The 16,653-nt window shown below is 73.8% G+C and carries 12 protein-coding genes; 5 read left to right on the forward strand and 7 right to left on the reverse strand.

Annotation, left to right across the window (positions count from 1 at the left end; genetic code table 11):
* Positions 1 to 922 precede the first annotated feature (922 nt).
* Positions 923 to 1,420: a hypothetical protein gene (locus ACFY2L_RS36205; RefSeq protein ID WP_390648267.1), complete on the forward strand. Its 498-nt coding sequence runs from the start codon at positions 923 to 925 to the stop codon at positions 1,418 to 1,420.
* Positions 1,421 to 1,424: 4 nt separating this feature from the next.
* Here the strand turns inward: ACFY2L_RS36205 and ACFY2L_RS36210 are convergent, their stop codons facing one another.
* Positions 1,425 to 3,374 (reverse strand): N-acetylmuramoyl-L-alanine amidase, encoded by a 1,950-nt coding sequence (locus ACFY2L_RS36210; RefSeq protein ID WP_390657761.1) that lies wholly within the window; start codon positions 3,372 to 3,374, stop codon positions 1,425 to 1,427.
* 145 nt (positions 3,375 to 3,519) lie between these two features.
* Positions 3,520 to 4,653: an aminoglycoside phosphotransferase family protein gene (locus ACFY2L_RS36215; protein WP_390657762.1), complete on the reverse strand. Its 1,134-nt coding sequence runs from the start codon at positions 4,651 to 4,653 to the stop codon at positions 3,520 to 3,522.
* 231 nt (positions 4,654 to 4,884) lie between these two features.
* Between ACFY2L_RS36215 and ACFY2L_RS36220 the strand changes: the two genes are divergently transcribed.
* Entirely contained in the window at positions 4,885 to 6,387 is a 1,503-nt protein-coding gene (locus ACFY2L_RS36220) for a hypothetical protein (RefSeq protein WP_390657763.1), read from the forward strand.
* A 93-nt stretch (positions 6,388 to 6,480) separates the two neighbouring features.
* Here the strand turns inward: ACFY2L_RS36220 and ACFY2L_RS36225 are convergent, their stop codons facing one another.
* On the reverse strand, positions 6,481 to 7,881 hold the full coding sequence (locus ACFY2L_RS36225) for a PP2C family protein-serine/threonine phosphatase (protein WP_390824462.1): 1,401 nt from the start codon (positions 7,879 to 7,881) through the stop codon (positions 6,481 to 6,483).
* Positions 7,882 to 8,229: 348 nt separating this feature from the next.
* On the opposite strand from ACFY2L_RS36225, the gene ACFY2L_RS36230 reads away from it, so the two are divergent.
* Positions 8,230 to 8,643 carry an SsgA family sporulation/cell division regulator gene (locus ACFY2L_RS36230; RefSeq protein ID WP_390657765.1) on the forward strand — a complete coding sequence of 138 codons (414 nt, stop codon included), beginning with the start codon at positions 8,230 to 8,232 and terminating at the stop codon, positions 8,641 to 8,643.
* 65 nt (positions 8,644 to 8,708) lie between these two features.
* Here the strand turns inward: ACFY2L_RS36230 and ACFY2L_RS36235 are convergent, their stop codons facing one another.
* The gene (locus tag ACFY2L_RS36235; RefSeq protein WP_390824463.1) at positions 8,709 to 9,734 is read right to left on the reverse strand and encodes a Gfo/Idh/MocA family protein; all 1,026 of its coding nucleotides are present in this window, start codon (positions 9,732 to 9,734) and stop codon (positions 8,709 to 8,711) included.
* 146 nt (positions 9,735 to 9,880) lie between these two features.
* Entirely contained in the window at positions 9,881 to 10,975 is a 1,095-nt protein-coding gene (locus ACFY2L_RS36240) for a chemotaxis protein (protein ID WP_390657767.1), read from the reverse strand.
* Positions 10,976 to 11,173: 198 nt separating this feature from the next.
* Between ACFY2L_RS36240 and ACFY2L_RS36245 the strand changes: the two genes are divergently transcribed.
* Positions 11,174 to 11,944 carry an alpha/beta fold hydrolase gene (locus tag ACFY2L_RS36245; protein WP_390657768.1) on the forward strand — a complete coding sequence of 257 codons (771 nt, stop codon included), beginning with the start codon at positions 11,174 to 11,176 and terminating at the stop codon, positions 11,942 to 11,944.
* Between the two features lie 3 nt (positions 11,945 to 11,947).
* On the opposite strand, the gene ACFY2L_RS36250 is transcribed toward ACFY2L_RS36245, so the two are convergent.
* Together ACFY2L_RS36250 and ACFY2L_RS36255 are read right to left on the reverse strand one after the other, a co-directional pair.
* Positions 11,948 to 13,408 carry a glutamate synthase-related protein gene (locus tag ACFY2L_RS36250; RefSeq protein WP_390824464.1) on the reverse strand — a complete coding sequence of 487 codons (1,461 nt, stop codon included), beginning with the start codon at positions 13,406 to 13,408 and terminating at the stop codon, positions 11,948 to 11,950.
* Positions 13,409 to 15,010: an alpha/beta hydrolase gene (locus tag ACFY2L_RS36255; protein ID WP_390657903.1), complete on the reverse strand. Its 1,602-nt coding sequence runs from the start codon at positions 15,008 to 15,010 to the stop codon at positions 13,409 to 13,411. It abuts the gene before it with no gap.
* Positions 15,011 to 15,372: 362 nt separating this feature from the next.
* Here ACFY2L_RS36255 and ACFY2L_RS36260 point away from each other — a divergent pair, with 362 nt between their 5' ends.
* Complete coding sequence (locus ACFY2L_RS36260; protein WP_390657770.1) at positions 15,373 to 16,065, forward strand: chaplin family protein; 693 nt, start codon at positions 15,373 to 15,375, stop codon at positions 16,063 to 16,065.
* The last annotated feature ends 588 nt before the right edge of the window (positions 16,066 to 16,653 follow it).

A 16,653-nucleotide genomic window follows, 5' to 3' on the forward strand; every position in this document is an offset into this window, starting at 1 on the left:
GCTCTTGTCCTCGCGGGCCGCCCGTCTCCGCGGGACTCTGGCCCCTTGCCCCGGCCGCCTCGGTCGGATCCCGTCCCGGCCGGAGGCCGCCTTGGTCGGAGCCCGTGTCGGCCGCACCCTGCCCTCGCGGGTTGCCCGTCTCTACGGGGCTGTCGCCCTCGCGGGCCGCGTGGGGCTGTCGCGCTTCGGGCCGCCCGTCTCTGCGGGACTCTCGTCCCTTGGGTCGCCCGCCTTGGCCGGAGGACGTCCCAGCCCGGACCCTGCCCTCGCGGGTACCCCGTCTCTATGAGGCTGTCGCCCTCGCGGACGGCCTGTCTCCGCGGACTCTGGTCCCTCGGGCCGCCTGTCTCTGGTGGGCTCTTGTCCTCGCGGGCCGCCCGTCTCCGCGGGACTCTGGCCCCTTGCCCCGGCCGCCTCGGTCGGATCCCGTCCCGGCCGGAGGCCGCCTTGGGCGGAGCCCGTGTCGGCCGCACCCTGCCCTCGCGGGTTGCCCGTCTCTACAGGGCCGTCGCCCTCGCGAGTCGCCGGTCTCCGTGGGGCTGTCGCGCTTCGGGCCGCCTGTCTTCTGCGGGACTCTGGCCCTTGGGCCGCCCGCCTAGGTCGGAGCCCGTCCCAGCCGGAGGCTGCCTTGGCGGGCGCCCGTAGCGGCCGGACCCCGCACTCGCGGGTTGCCCGTCTTCGCGGAGTGCCCGTCTTCGCTGGGCTCTCGCCTCCGCAGGGACACGTCCCCCCCCCGCGGACCTCCCGTCCCACCCGCCGCTCCCAGCCACCCCCGTCGTGCCGAGTCGACGGGGGTGCGGGGGGCCGGGGGGAGCCGGGTGGTGGTGGGGGCTGGGGTTGGGGGATGGGCTGGTCGGGGGCGGGCGGCGAGCCGGGGCTTCCCTCGGCGTCGTCGCCGGACGGTACCCCGTACCATGGCCGCATGTCGTTCCTCCGCCGCCGCAGCGCCACCCCCGCCGGCCCCGACTTCGACGTACTGGCCATGGACCCGGGCGACTGGCCCGGCAATCTGGGTGCCGGGCTGCTGCCCGCCCCCGACGGCAGCTGCCAGGGCGTCTTCCTGCGCTACGACCTGTTCGGCGGCCGCGGCCCCGCGATGATCATCGGGAACCTTCCCGAGGGCTCACCGGCCCGCGAGGTCGCCGAGGGCGAGGTCCCCTTCGAGGTGGCCCAGCTGCTGCTCGCGCTGGAGAACGACGAGGAGGTGACCGTCGTCGGCACCGAGGACATGCCGGTGATGCAGGGCGACAACCTGCTCATCGTGCGCCGGCTGAAGCTCTCCGAAAGCCGGATCTCCTGCGTCCAGTTCGACCGCAGCGACAACGTCCTGGTGACCATCGCCGCCTGGGACCGCCCCATCACCGACGACCTGTACGCCCTGCTGAAGCCGCTCCCGGCGGAGCTGTTCCAGCAGGGCTGAGGGGTCAGGACGCCGGAACGACCGTCACGTCCGCGGCCCGCACGAACGCCACCCGGTGGCCGTACTGGATCTCGTAGTACAGGTCCTTGCCCCGGACGGTCCGGTGCCCGCCGGTGTCGAAGCCGACCGCGTAGAAGTACTCGCCCGGCACCCGGTCGCCGGCCACGTACTTCTGGCCCTTCGGCAGGGTGTACGGCAGCGGGGAGACCGGCTGGGCCGGGACCCCCGCCGGGTACGCGGACGCCTCCGGGTAGGCCCTCCCGTACACCGGGACGCTCTCCTTGCCCGCCCTGGGAGTGATCAGGACCCCCGTCGAGGGCACCGCCGTGGGCCTGTCCTTGGGGTTCCGGAACCAGGCCTTCTTCCCGAGATACCAGATCGCCGTCCAGTCGCCCCAGGTGTCGGCGACGGCGTACTGCTGGCCGGTGGAGACGCGCGAGGAGATGTCGTTGACGCCGGTGGTCGGGCTGGTGCCCCGGCCGACGTCCTTGATCAGGGCCGACTTCTCGTCGTGGTCGGAGTGCAGCCGCACCGCGCTGGAACCGTGGGCCGGGCAGGTCGTCCCCTTGACACAGTCCCTGTACACCGGCCGGTTCGCCGCGTAGTCCGGCCGGATCGTCACGACGCCGCCGCCCGCGCGTCCGGTGGCGGTGAGGGGCCGGCCGAGCAGCTCGAAGTAGTGCCGCCAGTCCCAGTACGGGCCCGGGTCGGTGTGCATGCCGGGGACGGTCGCCGTGGTCGGGCCGGGCACGGTGTCGTGGCCCAGGATGTGCTGCCGGTCCAGCGGGATGCCGTACCTCGCCGCGAGGAACGCCACCAGGCGCGCGGACGACTTGTACATCGCCTCCGTGTACCAGGAGTCCGGCTGGGCGAGGAAGCCCTCGTGCTCCAGACCGATGGAGTGGGTGTTCACGTACCAGTTGCCCGAGTGCCAGGCCACGTCCTTCACCCGCACGTGCTGCGCGACGTGCCCGTCGGTGGAGCGCAGCGAGTAGTGCCAGGACACATAGGTGGGATCCTGGACCAGGTTGATGACCCCCTCCCAGCCGCCCTCGGTGTCATGGACGACGATGTAGCGCAGGGGCGAGGACGTGGGCCGGTCCGCCTCGTCGTGGTTGCCGTAGTCGCCGTTGCCGAACGCCTCGTACGGAGCCGGGATCCGCTCGCAGGACACCGACGAGGGACACTCGGTGCCCTCGGCGGACGCGTGGCGCAGACCGGCCCGGTCCAACTGGGCGGTCCGCGGCGCCAGCTTCGGCTGCGCGGGCAGCGCCACCAGCTCGCCGGTGTCCGTGACCCGCCGCTGCCCGGTGCGCAGCACCTCGTACACGTCGTCGGCGTAGGTGGCGGCGGTCGCGCTGTCGTCCGCGCCCGAGAACCGTGCCACCGCCCCGTACCAGTCCGCCGGGTCCGCGCTCAGCGGCTCGCCCAGGTACTCCTGGGCGGCGGCGAGCAGGGCGGCGCCGCCCGCCACGTTGGCGGCGGGATCGGTGCGCAGCTTCCGGGCGCTGAGGCCGGTCAGCTTCGCCGCCCGGGGGAGCGTCCTCAGCCGGGCCGGGATCTCCTCGCCGGACGGCGGCCGCGTCCCCGGACGGCGGGCCGGGCGGGCGAGGTCGCCGCGGGCGTCCTCCGCGCCCTCGCTGTGGTGGGGCGCCGTGGCCAGGGCGGTGCGGGCGTCCGTGAGGTGCATCGGGCCGTAGCCGCCGGTCACACTGGGTGCCCCGCCGTGCGCGTCCCACCGGGACTGGAGGTAGGAGACACCCAGCAGCACGCTCTGCGGCACGTGGTACGTGGCGGCCGCCGTGGCGAACGCCTGCTGAAGACCGCCCGCCCGCGCCTCGGCGGCCGAGGGCGCCGCGCCGAACAACGGCAGCAGCAGAGCCGCCGAGGCGACGGCGCCGGCGGCTCTGCGGGTGTGGGTGGACGGGCCTGGGTGAGTGACGGGTCCTGGCAACGCGGCCTCCTCGATGCGCTGATAACCCGTCAATGATGCGCACATAAAGGACATTTGCTTCGGCAGGCGGGGTTTCGGCGCGTCCCAGGACGCACGAAGGTCCGCGGCACGCCGCCGTTCTGGCGCGCCGCGGACCTTCGTCCCCTCAGCGAGTGCCGACCGCCGCGCGCACGGCCCGGCGGGCCAGCTGGCAGTCGTCGTGCAGCCGCCGCAGCAGCAGCCGCTGTTCCTCGCCGGACGGCGCGGCACCCGGGTGGGCCGCCCCCGGGGCCGTCGGGGCCGAGTCGTGCATCGAGCGCTGCACGGCCGTCTCGTACGTGCGGATCTCCCGGGTCAGCACCAGCATCAGGTTCACCAGGAAGGCGTCCCGGGACGCCGGTCCCGCCGACTGGGCGATCTGGCTGATCTGGCGGCGCGCCACCGGGGCGTCACCGAGGACCGACCACAGCGTCGCCAGGTCGTAGCCCGGCAGGTACCACCCCGCGTGCTCCCAGTCCACCAGCACTGGACCGGCCGGTGACAGAAGGATGTTCGACAGGAGGGCGTCGCCGTGGCAGAACTGGCCCATGCCCTGCCGGCCCGCGCCGGCCGCGATGCCGTGCAGCAGTTTCTGCAGGTCGCCCATGTCCCGGTCGGTGAGCAGCCCCAGCTCGTGGTACCGGGCGATCCGGGCGGCGTAGTCCAGCGGCGCGTCGAAGGTGCCCGCGGGCGGCCGCCAGGCGTTCAGCCGGACGATCGCACCGAGCGCCGCCCTGATGTCCGCCCGCGGCGGGGCCTCCGCCGGGTGCCGCTGCAGGGCCGCCACCCGTCCCGGCATCCGCTCGATCACCAGGGTGCAGTTGTCCGGGTCCGCCGCGATCAGTCTCGGCACCCGCACCGGAGGGCGCTGCCGGACGAACGTGCGGTACGCCGCTATTTCGTGCCGGATCCGCTCGGCCCACACGGGCGAGTGGTCCAGTAAACACTTCGCCACCGCGGTGCTGCGCCCGGTCGTGCCGACCAGGAGCACCGAGCGTCCGCTGCGGCGCAGCACCTGCACCGGGGCGAACTCCGGGCAGATCCGGTGCACCGACGCGATCGCCGCGCGCAGCTGCGCGCCCTGAGGGCCGGACAGGTCGAGTCTCCCGCTGAGCGGTTGCGTGCCGAGCCCGGCGGGACGGCGGACGCCGGCCAGTGCGGGCGCCGCCGTTCGCGCGGGAGCGAGGTAGGGGCCGCCGCCGCCCGGGCGGGAGTGCAGCGACCGGGGCGGGGCGGACACGGAGGACGATGCTGCGTACATGGGCGGAACAGATCCCTTCGTGTGCCTGCGAGTCAAAGCGCTGCCCCGCCCGTCCGCCCGGGTGCACCCTGGGGAATGTCCCTCGGCGGACGGGTCGGGGTGGCGCGTTCCTACCTGACACCCGTGGCCCAGTGGCACACCATCTGGCGCACCCTGGCGAACCCTGGCGAATAGTCGCCCGGCAACTTTCACCGGGCTACTGTCAACTCAGCCGAGAACCTGGGGGCTTACGTGAGCGGACAACCCAACACCCGCCTGGCGGACCTGTTCGGCCTGGCCGGCTGGTCCAAGGGGGAACTCGCGAGGCTGGTCAACCGGCAGGCGGCGGCCATGGGCCACCCCCAGCTGTCGACCGACACCTCCCGGGTGCGGCGGTGGATCGACATGGGAGAGATCCCGCGCGATCCGGTGCCGCGGGTGCTGGCGGCCCTGTTCACCGAGCGTCTCGGCCGTGTCGTGACCATTGAGGACCTCGGTCTGGTCCGGCACGGGCGTACGGGGAAACGGCCGGGCGGCGGGAGCGTGGAGCATCCCGACGGCGTGCCGTGGGCGCCCGAACGGACTGCCGCGGTCCTCACCGAATTCACGGGAATGGACCTCATGCTCAACCGACGCGGCTTGGTGGGCGCGGGTGCCGCGCTCGCCGCGGGATCAGCACTCAGCAGCGCCATGTACGACTGGCTGCACACCGACCCTACCCTCTCCGCCGACGCTCCCGTCCTCGACAACCCTCTCCTCCACCATGCCGACCCCGCTGGGTTCGACCGCTACGAGGCCGCCCCCATCGGGACGGAGGAGATCGAGGAACTGGAGCGCTCGGTCGAGGTGTTCCGAGCCTGGGACGCGGCCCGTGGGGGCGGGCTGCAGCGCAAGGCCGTCGTGGGACAGCTCAACGAGGTGGGCGGCATGCTCGCCTACCACCACCCCGGCCATCTCCAGCGGCGCCTGTGGGGCGTCGCCGCCAACCTCGCCGTCCTCGCCGGCTGGATGTCGCACGACGTCGGCCTCGAACCCACCGCCCAGAAGTACTTCGTCATCGCCGCCCATGCCGCCAGAGAGGGGGGTGACCGGCCGCGGGCCGGTGAGGCCCTGTCCCGGGCGGCCCGTCAGATGGTTCATCTGGGCCGGCCGGACGAGGCCATGGACCTGATGAAGCTCGCCCAGTCCGGGTCCGGCAGCAATGTGCTGCCCCGCACCCGGGCGATGTTCCACACCATCGAGGCCTGGGCGCAGGCGTCGATGGGCAAGGGCCAGGCCATGCGCCGCACCCTCGGCCAGGCGGAGGACCTCTTCGTCTCCGACAAGGCCGATGTGGAACCGCCGTCCTGGATGCAGACCTTCAAGGACGAGGATCTGTACGGCATGCAGGCCCTGGCCTACCGCACGCTGGCCGAGTTCGAGCCCCAGGCGGCCGTGCACGCCCAGTACTACGCGGAGAAGGCGCTGGCGCTGCGGGTCGACGGACGGGAGCGGTCGAAGATCTTCGACCATCTGTCCATGGCCTCCGCCTGCTTCATCGCGGACGACCCCGAACAGGCGGACCGCTACGCGCGCCTGGCCCTGATGTCGATGGGCTCGAACTCCTCCCGGCGCACCTGGGACCGGCTGCGCGAGATGTACCGGCTCACCGCGGAGTACGCGAACTACCCGAGCATCAGTGAGCTGCGCGAGCAGATCAGGCTGGCGCTGCCGAAGCCGAGGGGGGGACGGGGCGGCAACACCGCCCAGACGTGAGTGAGTCGGCAGTCTTCAGACAGTTGACCTAAGTACCCGGACGGCCGGACGCAACAGGAATGCCGGACCACACGGCCAACCGGACCACGTCGATCACGGGGTGACCCGGGCGACGAGCACACAGGCGTCCTCGTCGCGCCCGCTCCCGCCGAACTCCTCCACGAGCGTGCGTACGCAGTCCTGTGCGGTGCGCGCCTCGCGGAAGCGGGGAGCGAGGCCGAGGAGCCGGTGCGCCCTGTCCTCGGGCATCAGTCCGGCGGTGTGCAGCAGCAGCAGGTCGCCCTCTTCGAGGGTCGCCTCGGCCTGCCCGTAATCGGCGCCCGAGCCGGCGCCCAGGAATGCACCGACGGGTGTGCCGAGCCGGCGTCCCGTCCCGTCGCGGAACAGCAGCGGGGCGGGGTGTCCGGCCTGCGCCCAGGTCAGGGTGCGGGTGTCGGGCCGGTAGCGGCAGCAGAGGGCGCCGGCCAGCGCGGGCTGGGCGTTGGCGTGCAGTAACTGGTTCAGCCAGGACATGAGTTGAGCGGGGTCGGTGCCCGCCATGCCCATGCCGCGCAGGGCGCCCAGCGTCAGCGCCGTGTCCGTGGCGACGGCCGGGCCGTGGCCGATGAGGTCGCCGACGCTCAGCAGCGTCCGGCCGTCGGGGAGCGCGAGCGCGTCGTACCAGGCACCGCCGGTCAGCGAGCCGGCCGCGGCGGGCAGACAGTGGGCGGCGAGGTCGAGGGAACCCGCGCCGCCGTGCGGGAGCCGCAGAGGGCCGCGCCCAGGCAGGACCACCGACTCCCGCGGCTCGACCGTGAGCCGGCGTCCGGTCTGCGTACCGCTCTGGTGGCGCTGGAGCGAGTCACGGGTCTCCCGCACCTCCCACTGACTCCGGCGCAGTGCGCTGACGTCCCGCAGTACGGCCCACATCGAGGCGGTGCCGCCGTCGGCGTCGAGCACGGGCTCGCCCATCATGTGCACGGTCCGCGGCTCGCCGTCCGGCCGGACGACGCGGAACTCGCCGTCGATGGGCCGGGCGTCCACCAGACAGTCGGTGACCATCGCCGTGAGCTTGGGCCGGTCCTCGTCGAGGACGAGGGACGGCAGTTCGTCGAGGGTGAGCGGAGGAGCGGCGGGGTCGCGGCCGAGGATGCCGTAGAGCTCCTCGGACCAGACGGCGTCGTCCGTCAGCAGGTTCCACTCCGCGCTGCCGACCCGGCTGAGCAGCGAGCCCTGCGCGGGAGCGGCCGGTGCGGCGGCCTGGGGGGCGGGTGCGGGCGGGCCCTCCCGGAGCTGGGCCAGGTGGGCGTCGAGGTCTTCGAGCTGATGGAGCGCCAGATCGCACAGCGCCCGCTGCCAGCGGCCCTGCGGGTCCGTCGTGTCGTCCTCCTGCGCGTCCCTGCGTACCGCGTCCACGTCGCCCTTGAGCCGTCGCGTCTGCGTGATCAGCGCGTCGACCGAGCCGCGCCCCGGCGGCTGGGCGGCGGGGTGGTCCGCAGAGAGGTGGGACGGCATGCGCACTCCGATGCGGGGACGGTCCGACGAACGGGGACGGAAGGGCCGTTACGACTGTTGCACAGCCCGCGACGGCGTGTAAGGGATTTGGCAACACACGATTCGGTGGTGTCTCCGGCATATGCCAGGGTCCCCGCGACGGGGTCGCGCGGATGCTGGTCGTATGCCGTCCAGGGGGTCAAGTCGTAGGTGGAGTACGTGACTTGGGGGACTGGAGGGGCCTGCGGTGTGACCGTCAGCCGGGTGTTCGACGGTCGTATGTTCCATAAAGCTGTGCCGTGATGCAGATCACATCAATTCCCGCCCGCTTTTGCGTAATGCGATCGGCACCTCCGAAGTCCTACAAGCATGGACATCACCCTCGAACAGTCCGTCCGCGCCCGCCTGATCACCGCGGAGGACAGGGAACTGCCCGTTCCCGCGACGCTGCGCTACGCCTCCGACGACCCGTTCGCCGTCCACCTCGACTTCCCCGCCGAGGTCTCCCTCGCCGACGAGGCCGCCACCTGGACCTTCGGCCGCGCGCTCCTGGAGGAGGGGCTCGGCGGTCCGGCGGGCACCGGTGACGTGCACATCTGGCCGTGCGGCCGGGCCCGGACGGTGGTGGAGCTGCACTCGCCGTTCGGCATGGCCCTGCTCCAGTTCGACACCCCGGCCCTGCACCGTTTCCTGCTGCGCAGCTACGCCGTGGTCCCGGCGGGCCGGGAGGACGTGGGGGCCGCGGTCGACGAGGGGCTGCAGGCCCTGCTCGGCAATGTCTGAGAGCCCCGCGCGGCGGCGGGGCCAGGTGAGGCCGGGGGTGCCCTCGCGTCAGCCGCCGTGCCCGCTCAGCCGCCGTTCCCGCCGTACAGGTCCGGGCGCGGCGCGAGGGTGATTCCGACGCGCTCGCCGCTCTCCAGGGCCCGGACCCCGGCCTCGGCGACGACGGCGGCCACGTAACCGTCCCAGGCCGTCGGGCCGGTGACCCGGCCCCGCCGGGCGTCGTCGACCCAGGTCTGCACCTCGCGGTCGTAGGCCGCCTCGAAGCGGACCAGGTAGTCCTGCGGCACCTCCACCGCGGCGCCGCCCCGCGCGGTCACGAGTATCCCGTCGTCGTCGCCCACGCGTGCGCTGCCCGCCTCGCACACGGCCTCGCAGCGCACCTGGTAGCCGAAGCCGCAGTTGACGAAGACCTCCACGTCGACCAGGGCGCCCCCGTCGGTCTCGAACAGCACGAACTGCGGGTCGAGCAGACCCTGGGGGGCGCCGGGCGAAGGGCCCGGCCGCAGCACGGTGACCGCGGTGAGTTCCTGGCCGAGCAGCCAGCGGGCCGCGTCGATCTCGTGCGACACCGAACTGTCGATCAGCATCGCGCTGGTGAAGTCCGGCGGTGAGGAGACGTTGCGGTGCACGCAGTGCAGCATCAGCGGCCGCCCCAGCCGCCCGCCGTCCAGCAGCGCCTTGAGCCGGCGGTACTCCGGGTCGTGGCGCCGCATGAACCCGACCTGGGTGAGGCGGCGGCCAAGACGTGCCTCCGCCTCGACGACCCGCAGGGCCCCCGCCGCGTCCGGCACCATCGGCTTCTCGCACAGCACCGGAAGCCCCCGGGCGAGCGCCGCGCGCAGCGCCTCCTCGTGCGCCGGGCCGGGCGAGGCGATCAGCACCGCCTCGACGCCGGGCGCGTCCAGCGCGGCCTCCGTCTCCGTGTGGACCGAGACTCCCTCGATCCCGGCGACGGCTTCCTCGGCGCGCACCGCGTCGGGGTCGGCCACGGCGGCCACCCTGGCTCCGCTCACCACGCGGTCGAGGCGCCGTATGTGGTCGGCCCCCATGTGCCCGGCTCCCAGTACCGCCACGCCCAGCAGGTCTCCCACGTGCCCTCTCCCTCCCGCCCGACGATCACGCCGTAGCGTACGCCGGGCGGGAGCACGCGTCGGGCGGGGGCGGCCGGGTGACGGCGGGTCGGGCGGTGGCGCGACGGCGTGGCGGGTGACCCGCGCCGGGTAGCCCGCCACGGCGTTCAGTAGCGCAGCACGCCCGCGATGCCGTCCGCGTCGCCCAGCGTGCCGTCCGGCACGAAGCGCACGTCGGCACCCGTCTCCAGGCACTGCTCGACGATCTCGTCCACGATGTCCTCACGGGCGTCGAGGTCGCCGGTCACGGCCGGGATCAGATGGTCGCCGTCGTCTCGTACGGTCACGCGGTAGTTCTCCTCGACGGCCAGCAGCCGGACCCGGCCCTCCCGGGCGCTCTGCCACACCTCGTCGACGCCGGCCGCGAACTCCTTGCGGCCGAGGGCCGATTCGAGCGCCCGGTTGACGGTGTCCACGCTTCTGCGCGCCTCGGCGGCGACCATCGGCCGCACCGCCTGCCAGACCGCGTCCGGGGTGCCGTGCGACAGCCCGCCGTGCGGGACGTGCACCGCGGCCCTGGTGACGGTTCCGATGTCGTCGAGGGCGGACAGCGCCGCCTGCTCACCGGTGACGTACAGCGGCCGCGGGGCCTGGCGCAGCAGCCGGTTCATCGCGGCGTCGGCGTCGCGCAGGAAGTGGCGGGTGCCCTCGTCGCGGAACGTGCTCGGCATGTCGCCGATCTGCTCCTGGCGTTCGGCGTCGAAGTTCTCCTGCGGCCTGGTCAGCGGGAAGCCGCCGACCTGCTCCTCTGTGACCCGGTCCGGGCCGCCGTTCCACAGGGTGGCGCGGTCGGCGGAGACCGACAGCACCCAGTACGGCCGCTCGGCGGCCTGCGCGGAGACCAGGTTGCGGGTGAGGAAGGTGTCCGAGAGCACGACCCGCTCCGGAACCGGGCGGGCCAGTGACCACACCTGGTGCTCGCCCGGTGCGGCGAAGATCACCAGACCGTCCTCGGCGTGCGCCAGGTCGACCTCGGCCAGGGCCCGGTCGAGCTGCTCGGCGACGTCGGAGCGCCGCTCGCGGGTGACCGCGGGGTCGGACTCCAGCTGTTTCTTCGCCTCGGCCACGACATTGCGCAGCCGGACCCGGTCCTGGGCGTTCAGGGGGTCCCGGCGGTGCGTCGGGGTCAGCACGGACACCGCGGGATAGGGGCGCGGACGCCGCAGTTCGGAGAGGGTCGCGGGGCTGAGTGCGTGCTCCATATGAGCACCATAGGACTGATTCACTGACGGGGCATTCGGGGTATCACGCACAAAGAGGTCAAGTGGCCCCTGGCGTCGGGCCGCACGCCGGTGCGTCCACGGGCCCCTCCTCGAATTCCTCGGTGAACGACGGTGACGACAGCCCCGGCTCCCGGTTACCGTACGCGTCAGTAACCGGGACATACGCAGGAGGAACCCATGCCGCAGCTCGAAGTCGACGGCGCAGCCCTGACGTACGACGACGAGGGCCCGCGCGACGGCGGCGGGGTGCCCCTGGTGTTCGTGCACGGCTGGACGGCGAACCGGCACCGCTGGGACCACCAGATCGCCCACTTCTCCGAGCGGCGGCGGGTGGTCCGGTTCGACCTGCGCGGGCACGGCGAGAGCACCGGCGCGGGCGTCAGGACCGTGGCGGAGCTGGCGAAGGACCTCGTCGCCCTCCTCGACCACCTCAAGATCGAGCGGTGCGTGCTGGTCGGCCACTCGATGGGCGGGATGATCGCGCAGACCGTCGCCCTCTCCCACCCGGAGCGAGTGGAGCGCATGATCCTGGTGAACTCCATCGGCAGGATGACGTACAGCCGGGGCCGGGGACTGCTGATGGCCGCCTCCACCCTCGTCCCCTACAAGCTGTTCGTCGCCGCCAACATCCAGCGCGCCTTCGCCCCCGGCTACCCGCGCGACGAGATCCGCGCCTACGTCAAGTCCTCGGCCGACACCCCGCGCGAGGTCGTCATGACGCTGTACGGCGCCATGCGGGCCTTCGACGTCCTGGACCGGGTGGGGCAGATCCAGGCCCCCACCCTCATGATCCACGGCTACCACGACATCCAGCTGCCCGTACAGCAGATGCTGCGGATGGCGAAGGCGTACCCGGACGCCACGGTCCGCATCCTGGACGCCGGGCACGAGCTGCCCGTGGAGAAGCCCGCCGAGCTGACGGCCGCGATCGAGGCGTTCGTGAGCTGAGCGTCAGCCGAAGCTGTCCGGGTCCGCCGCGGCCCAGTCCGCCGCCCACGAGAGCGGCGGCCCGGCCGTCAGGGCGCCCGGCTCCAGCCACTCGTACAGCTCGGCGTAGGAGCGGACCGTCCTCGCGTCCGTACGGCGCAGGAGATGCCCGGGGCCGAGGCCGCCCGGCCCCGGTACGCCCATCGCCGCCATGATCCGGACGGCGCTGCGGACCGTCTCCCGCTGGTAGCGGTGGATCCGCCGCGCCTTGTCGCCCACGTCCAGGGCCCGTGCCCGCCACGGGTCCTGGGTGGCGACGCCGGCCGGGCAGGTGTTGGTGTGACAGCGGCCGGCCCGGACGCAGCCGAGCGCGGACATCATCGCGCGGGCCGCGTTGGTGTAGTCGGCGCCCTGGGCGAGCCGTCGGACGATGTCCGAGCCCGTGGCGATCCCGCCGCTCGCCCCGATCCGGACCCGGTCCCTGAGGCCGCTGCCCACGAGCGCGTTGTGCACGGTGATCAGCCCCTCGGTGAGCGGCATCCCCAGACGGTCCGCGCCCCCCGGCGGCCCGGCGCCCGTCCCGCCCTCCGATCCGTCCACCACGACGAAGTCGGGCGTCACGCCTTCCGCGAGCATCGCCTTGCACACCGCGAGGAACTGCCGCCGCGACCCCACGCACAGCTTGAGGCCCGTCGGCTTGCCACCGGCCAGCTCCCTCATCCGCGCCAGGAAGAGCACCAGTTCACGCGGGGTCGAGAACACCCTGTGCCGGGGCGGCGACACCACGGTCTCACCCTCGGCCACGCCCCGCGCCCGTGCGATCTCCGCGGTCACCTTGGCCCCCGGCAGCACCCCGCCGCCCGGACCGGCCCCCTGCGAGACCTTCAGCGACACGCACTTCACCTCGGGCAGCGCCGCCTTGTCCGCGAACTCCCGCGCCTCGAAACCCCCGTCGGACGTGCGGCAGCCGAAGTACCCCGAGCCGATCTCCCAGATCAGGTCACCGCCGCCGCGCAGATGGTGGTCCGACAGCCCGCCCTCCCCGGTGTCCTGCGCGAAGCGGCCCAGCGCGGCACCCCGGCCGAGAGCGAGCACGGCCTGCGCGGACAGCGCCCCGAAACTCATCGCGGACACGTTCATCAGCGCCATGTCGTACGGCAGCCTGCACTCCGGTCCGCCCACGCGCACCCGCGGCTCCTCCTCGGGGGGCGGCAGCGGGCACATCGACGGCACGAGGAACTCGTCCGCGTCCCGCCCGCCGCCGATCGGCTCCGCCGGCTCCCGCACCCGGTACCGCAGACGGCCGACCAGGGGATGGATGCGCAGCGGCGCCCGCCGGCGCTGCACCACGTCCCACCCGCCCAGCGCGGTCAGGGCGAGCAGCGGTCCCGCCGCGCACCACCACCACCCGGACACGGCGGACGACGCGACCAGCGCCCCGGCCGCGCAGAGGGCGACGAGCAGCCAGGGCGCGTACCGGCGCACTCAGCCGCCGTCCTGGTCGGGTCCGCAGGAACTGCCGCTGGACGGCAGGGAGCCGTACAGCAGGAAGTCGTCGACCTTGCGGTGCACGCACTTGGACGACCCGTAGCCGGTGTGGCCCTCGCCCTTGTTGTCGAGCACCACGGCCGCGTCGCCCAGGCGCTCGGCCGTCTCCACGGTCCAGCGGTACGGCGTCGCCGGGTCGCCCCGGGTGCCGACCAGGAGCATCTCCGGCGTGTCCAGGTCCTTGACCTCGTCGCGGATGAACCCGGTGCCCCTGGGCCTGCCGTAGCAGAGCAGGACCTCGGTGAGGCGGTACCGGCCGAAGACCGGGGACGCCTTGTCGTAGTCGGCGCGCAGCCGCTCGAGGTCCGCGGCGATCCGCTCGGCGGTGGGGCGGTCGGGGTCGTCGGCGCAGTTGATCGCCATCAGCGCGGCCGGGAGGTTGTCGACGGGGACGTCCTCGACGTCGACCAAGGGGCTGGGGGAGGGGCCGGTGCCGCCCGGCGACCGCACCGGGAAGGCCAGGCCGCCCTGGGCGAAGGCCATGATCCCCCCGGCGTCGCCGTCCTCGACGAGCTGGGCGAGCGCCCGCTCCAGCGACGGCCACAACTCCTTGCTGTACAGCCCCTGGCCGAGCGCGGCCACGAGATCCTGACCGGTGAAGTCGCGGCCGAAGTCCGTCGGCAGCGGATCCTCGTCGAGCGAGCGGACCAGACGGACCACCTCCTCGCGGGCCGTCCGCGCGTCCTGGCCGAACGGACAGGCGATGTCCTTCACGCACCAGTCGACGAAGTCCTCCAGAGCCACCTGCTGGCCCCGGGCGCCCGCGATGCCCTGCTCGGCGAGCGGCTCGGTGAGCGTGTCGACGCCGTCGAGGACCAGCCGGCCCACCTTGCCGGGGAACTGGGCCGCGTAGACCGCGCCCAGCCGGGTGCCGTAGGAGAAGCCGAGGTAGTTGAGCTTCTTGTCGCCCAGCGCCTGGCGCATCACGTCCATGTCCCGTGCCGCGTCGACCGTGCCGATGTGCGGCAGGACGGGCCCGGAGTTCTTCTCGCAGGCGGCGGCCGCGTCCTTCAGCTTCGCCATCAGCGCGCGCGGGTCGTCGAGCGCGGAGGCGTCGTCCAGGGCGCCGAGCCCCTCCTCGCCCTCGGTGTCCCCGCAGCTGACCGGAGAGGAGCGGCCGACCCCCCGGGGGTCGAAGGACACCACGTCGTAGCCGTCCGTGAGTTCCATGAACTCCTTGCCGCCGTAGGCGAGCTCGGGAACGCCCGCGCCACCGGGGCCGCCGAAGTTCAGCAGCACCGAGCCCCGCTTGTCGCCGGTGGCCCGGTAACGGGCCAGCGCCAGGTCGAGGGTGCCCGCCTCGGGGCGGGCGTAGTCGAGCGGGACGGTCACCTTGCCGCACTGGAGGTCGTCGGGCGCGCCGTCGAGCGCTTCGCACGCCGTCCAGGAGACCTTCTGGTCGTAGAACCGTGACAGGGCGGACCGGTCGTCCCCGGACGAGACCGCCTTCGGCAGCGCCGCGCCGAGCAGGGTCAGTGCGGCGCCCGCGGCGAGCGCGCAGCGGCGCCGTCCGGGCCGCGTCGACAGCATGGCCAGCATCAGTGCCTCCAGGGACGCCCCGCAGCGGACCGGGCCCACGGCGCCCCGGATCACGATAGGCGGCCTCCGCGGGGCTCGCCTCCGGACGAACGAGCGCCCCTGGTGCGCCCCGCGCGCGCGGCTGGGGGTGCGGGGAGGGGCGCCGGGAGAGGCGGCCGCGAGGGCCGTTGTGTGTGGGGGTGCGGGGGTGCTGCGGGGGGTGTTGCGGGGGGAGAGAGAACGTTCGATCCGAGGCGCCCAAAGGGGTGAATGACGGATTGGGCATAACTCGGCCGGTTCGCCCGCGTTTTACCTGGTGCGGGTGAGTGCCCGCGACATGTCTGGAAGGCAGGGACCCCATGAGACGGGCCACCCGAAACGGTGTGATCGCTGTAGCAGCCGCCTCCGGCGCGATGGCCGCCGTGACGATGCCGGCGTTCGCCGACTCCACCGCCGCGGGGACCGCGGCCGGCTCGCCCGGCGTGGTCTCCGGCAACAACGTCCAGCTGCCGGTGAACCTCCCGGTCAACCTGTGCGGCAACAGCGTGGGCGCCGTGGGACTGCTGAACCCCGTGTTCGGCAACACCTGCGTGAACAAGGGCGCCGCGCCGAGTGCCGGGCCGGCGGCCGGAGCGGGGGCGCGGGGCGAGGCCGTCGGCTCGCCCGGCGTGGTCTCCGGCAACCAGGTGCAGGTGCCGGTCCACGTGCCGGTGAACGCCAGCGGCAACGGCGTGGGCGTCGCCGGAGCCCTGAACCCGGTGTTCGGCAACAAGTCCGTGAACGACTCGGACGACAAGCCGCCGCACCGGGTCGTGCCGGGTCACCCGGCCAAGCCCACGCCGGTGCCGCCGACCCGCCAGCCGTCGGCCCCCGAGCCCCAGCGCCACGCCCCGGGCACGGGTCCGAAGACCGTTCCGCACGCCAGGGCGCCCCAGGCGCCGGCGGTCCACCGGGACTCGTCCTCGCTCGCCCACACGGGTGCCGACGCCACGCTGCCCGCCGTCGCGGGCAGCGCGGCCATGGTGCTGGCCGGAGCGGTCCTCTACCGCCGGTTCCGCGCACGCGTGGAGCGCTGAGCCGCCGCCCGGATCCGCAGGCCCCCGCCCAGGACGGGGGCCTGCGGGGCCGACGGACAGCCACCGCCCCAGCCTCCGACCGGGCCCGTGTGCCGCCTCGACACGGGGCCGCCGGTCCGGAGCGGGCGGTCGCGCATCTCGGGCGATGCCCGCCGGAGACGTCGGCCGCGGATGACCGCGCAGACCGGGCGACGCGTGTCGGCGGTGCCGACGGTGCCGACCGTGGCGGCCGTCCGCCCCTCGGGCCTCGGCTCGACCGCCGGCCCGAGGGCCGAGCGAGGTGGTGAGGTCACCGGGCTGGCGTGGGTGTCGCGCACCTGGGGCGGTGCCCGCGGGAGGTTCCGGTCGCGGCGGTCCGCCCCTCGGGCGTCGATTCGGCTGCCCGGCCATGGGCGGAGCGGAGTCGGGAAGCGGGGCGTGGGCGCAGGCCGCTCCGCTCCCGGTCACGGCCCTCGGCGGGCCTCGGGTCGGGGGTCCGGCTCTCCCGCCGGGCGGAGAGTCGCGGTCCGTCAATTCCTCGGTGGGTGCCGGTCCGGGCGTGGGCGGGCGTGCACATCGGGCGGCGCCCGCCAGCGGTGTCGGCCGGGG

It is taken from the genome of Streptomyces sp. NPDC001381, assembly GCF_042895685.1.
Taxonomy (GTDB): domain Bacteria; phylum Actinomycetota; class Actinomycetes; order Streptomycetales; family Streptomycetaceae; genus Streptomyces.

Excerpts from the sequence above, each read along its gene's own strand:
- ACFY2L_RS36205 (WP_390648267.1), top strand. The coding sequence starts at position 923 with ATGTCGTTCCTCCGCCGCCGCAGCGCCACCCCCGCCGGCCCCGACTTC.
- ACFY2L_RS36215 (WP_390657762.1), bottom strand. The coding sequence starts at position 4,653 with ATGTACGCAGCATCGTCCTCCGTGTCCGCCCCGCCCCGGTCGCTGCAC.
- ACFY2L_RS36225 (WP_390824462.1), bottom strand. The coding sequence starts at position 7,881 with ATGCCGTCCCACCTCTCTGCGGACCACCCCGCCGCCCAGCCGCCGGGG.
- ACFY2L_RS36230 (WP_390657765.1), top strand. The coding sequence starts at position 8,230 with ATGGACATCACCCTCGAACAGTCCGTCCGCGCCCGCCTGATCACCGCG.
- ACFY2L_RS36240 (WP_390657767.1), bottom strand. The coding sequence starts at position 10,975 with ATGGAGCACGCACTCAGCCCCGCGACCCTCTCCGAACTGCGGCGTCCG.
- ACFY2L_RS36245 (WP_390657768.1), top strand. The coding sequence starts at position 11,174 with ATGCCGCAGCTCGAAGTCGACGGCGCAGCCCTGACGTACGACGACGAG.
- ACFY2L_RS36255 (WP_390657903.1), bottom strand. The coding sequence starts at position 15,010 with ATGCTGGCCATGCTGTCGACGCGGCCCGGACGGCGCCGCTGCGCGCTC.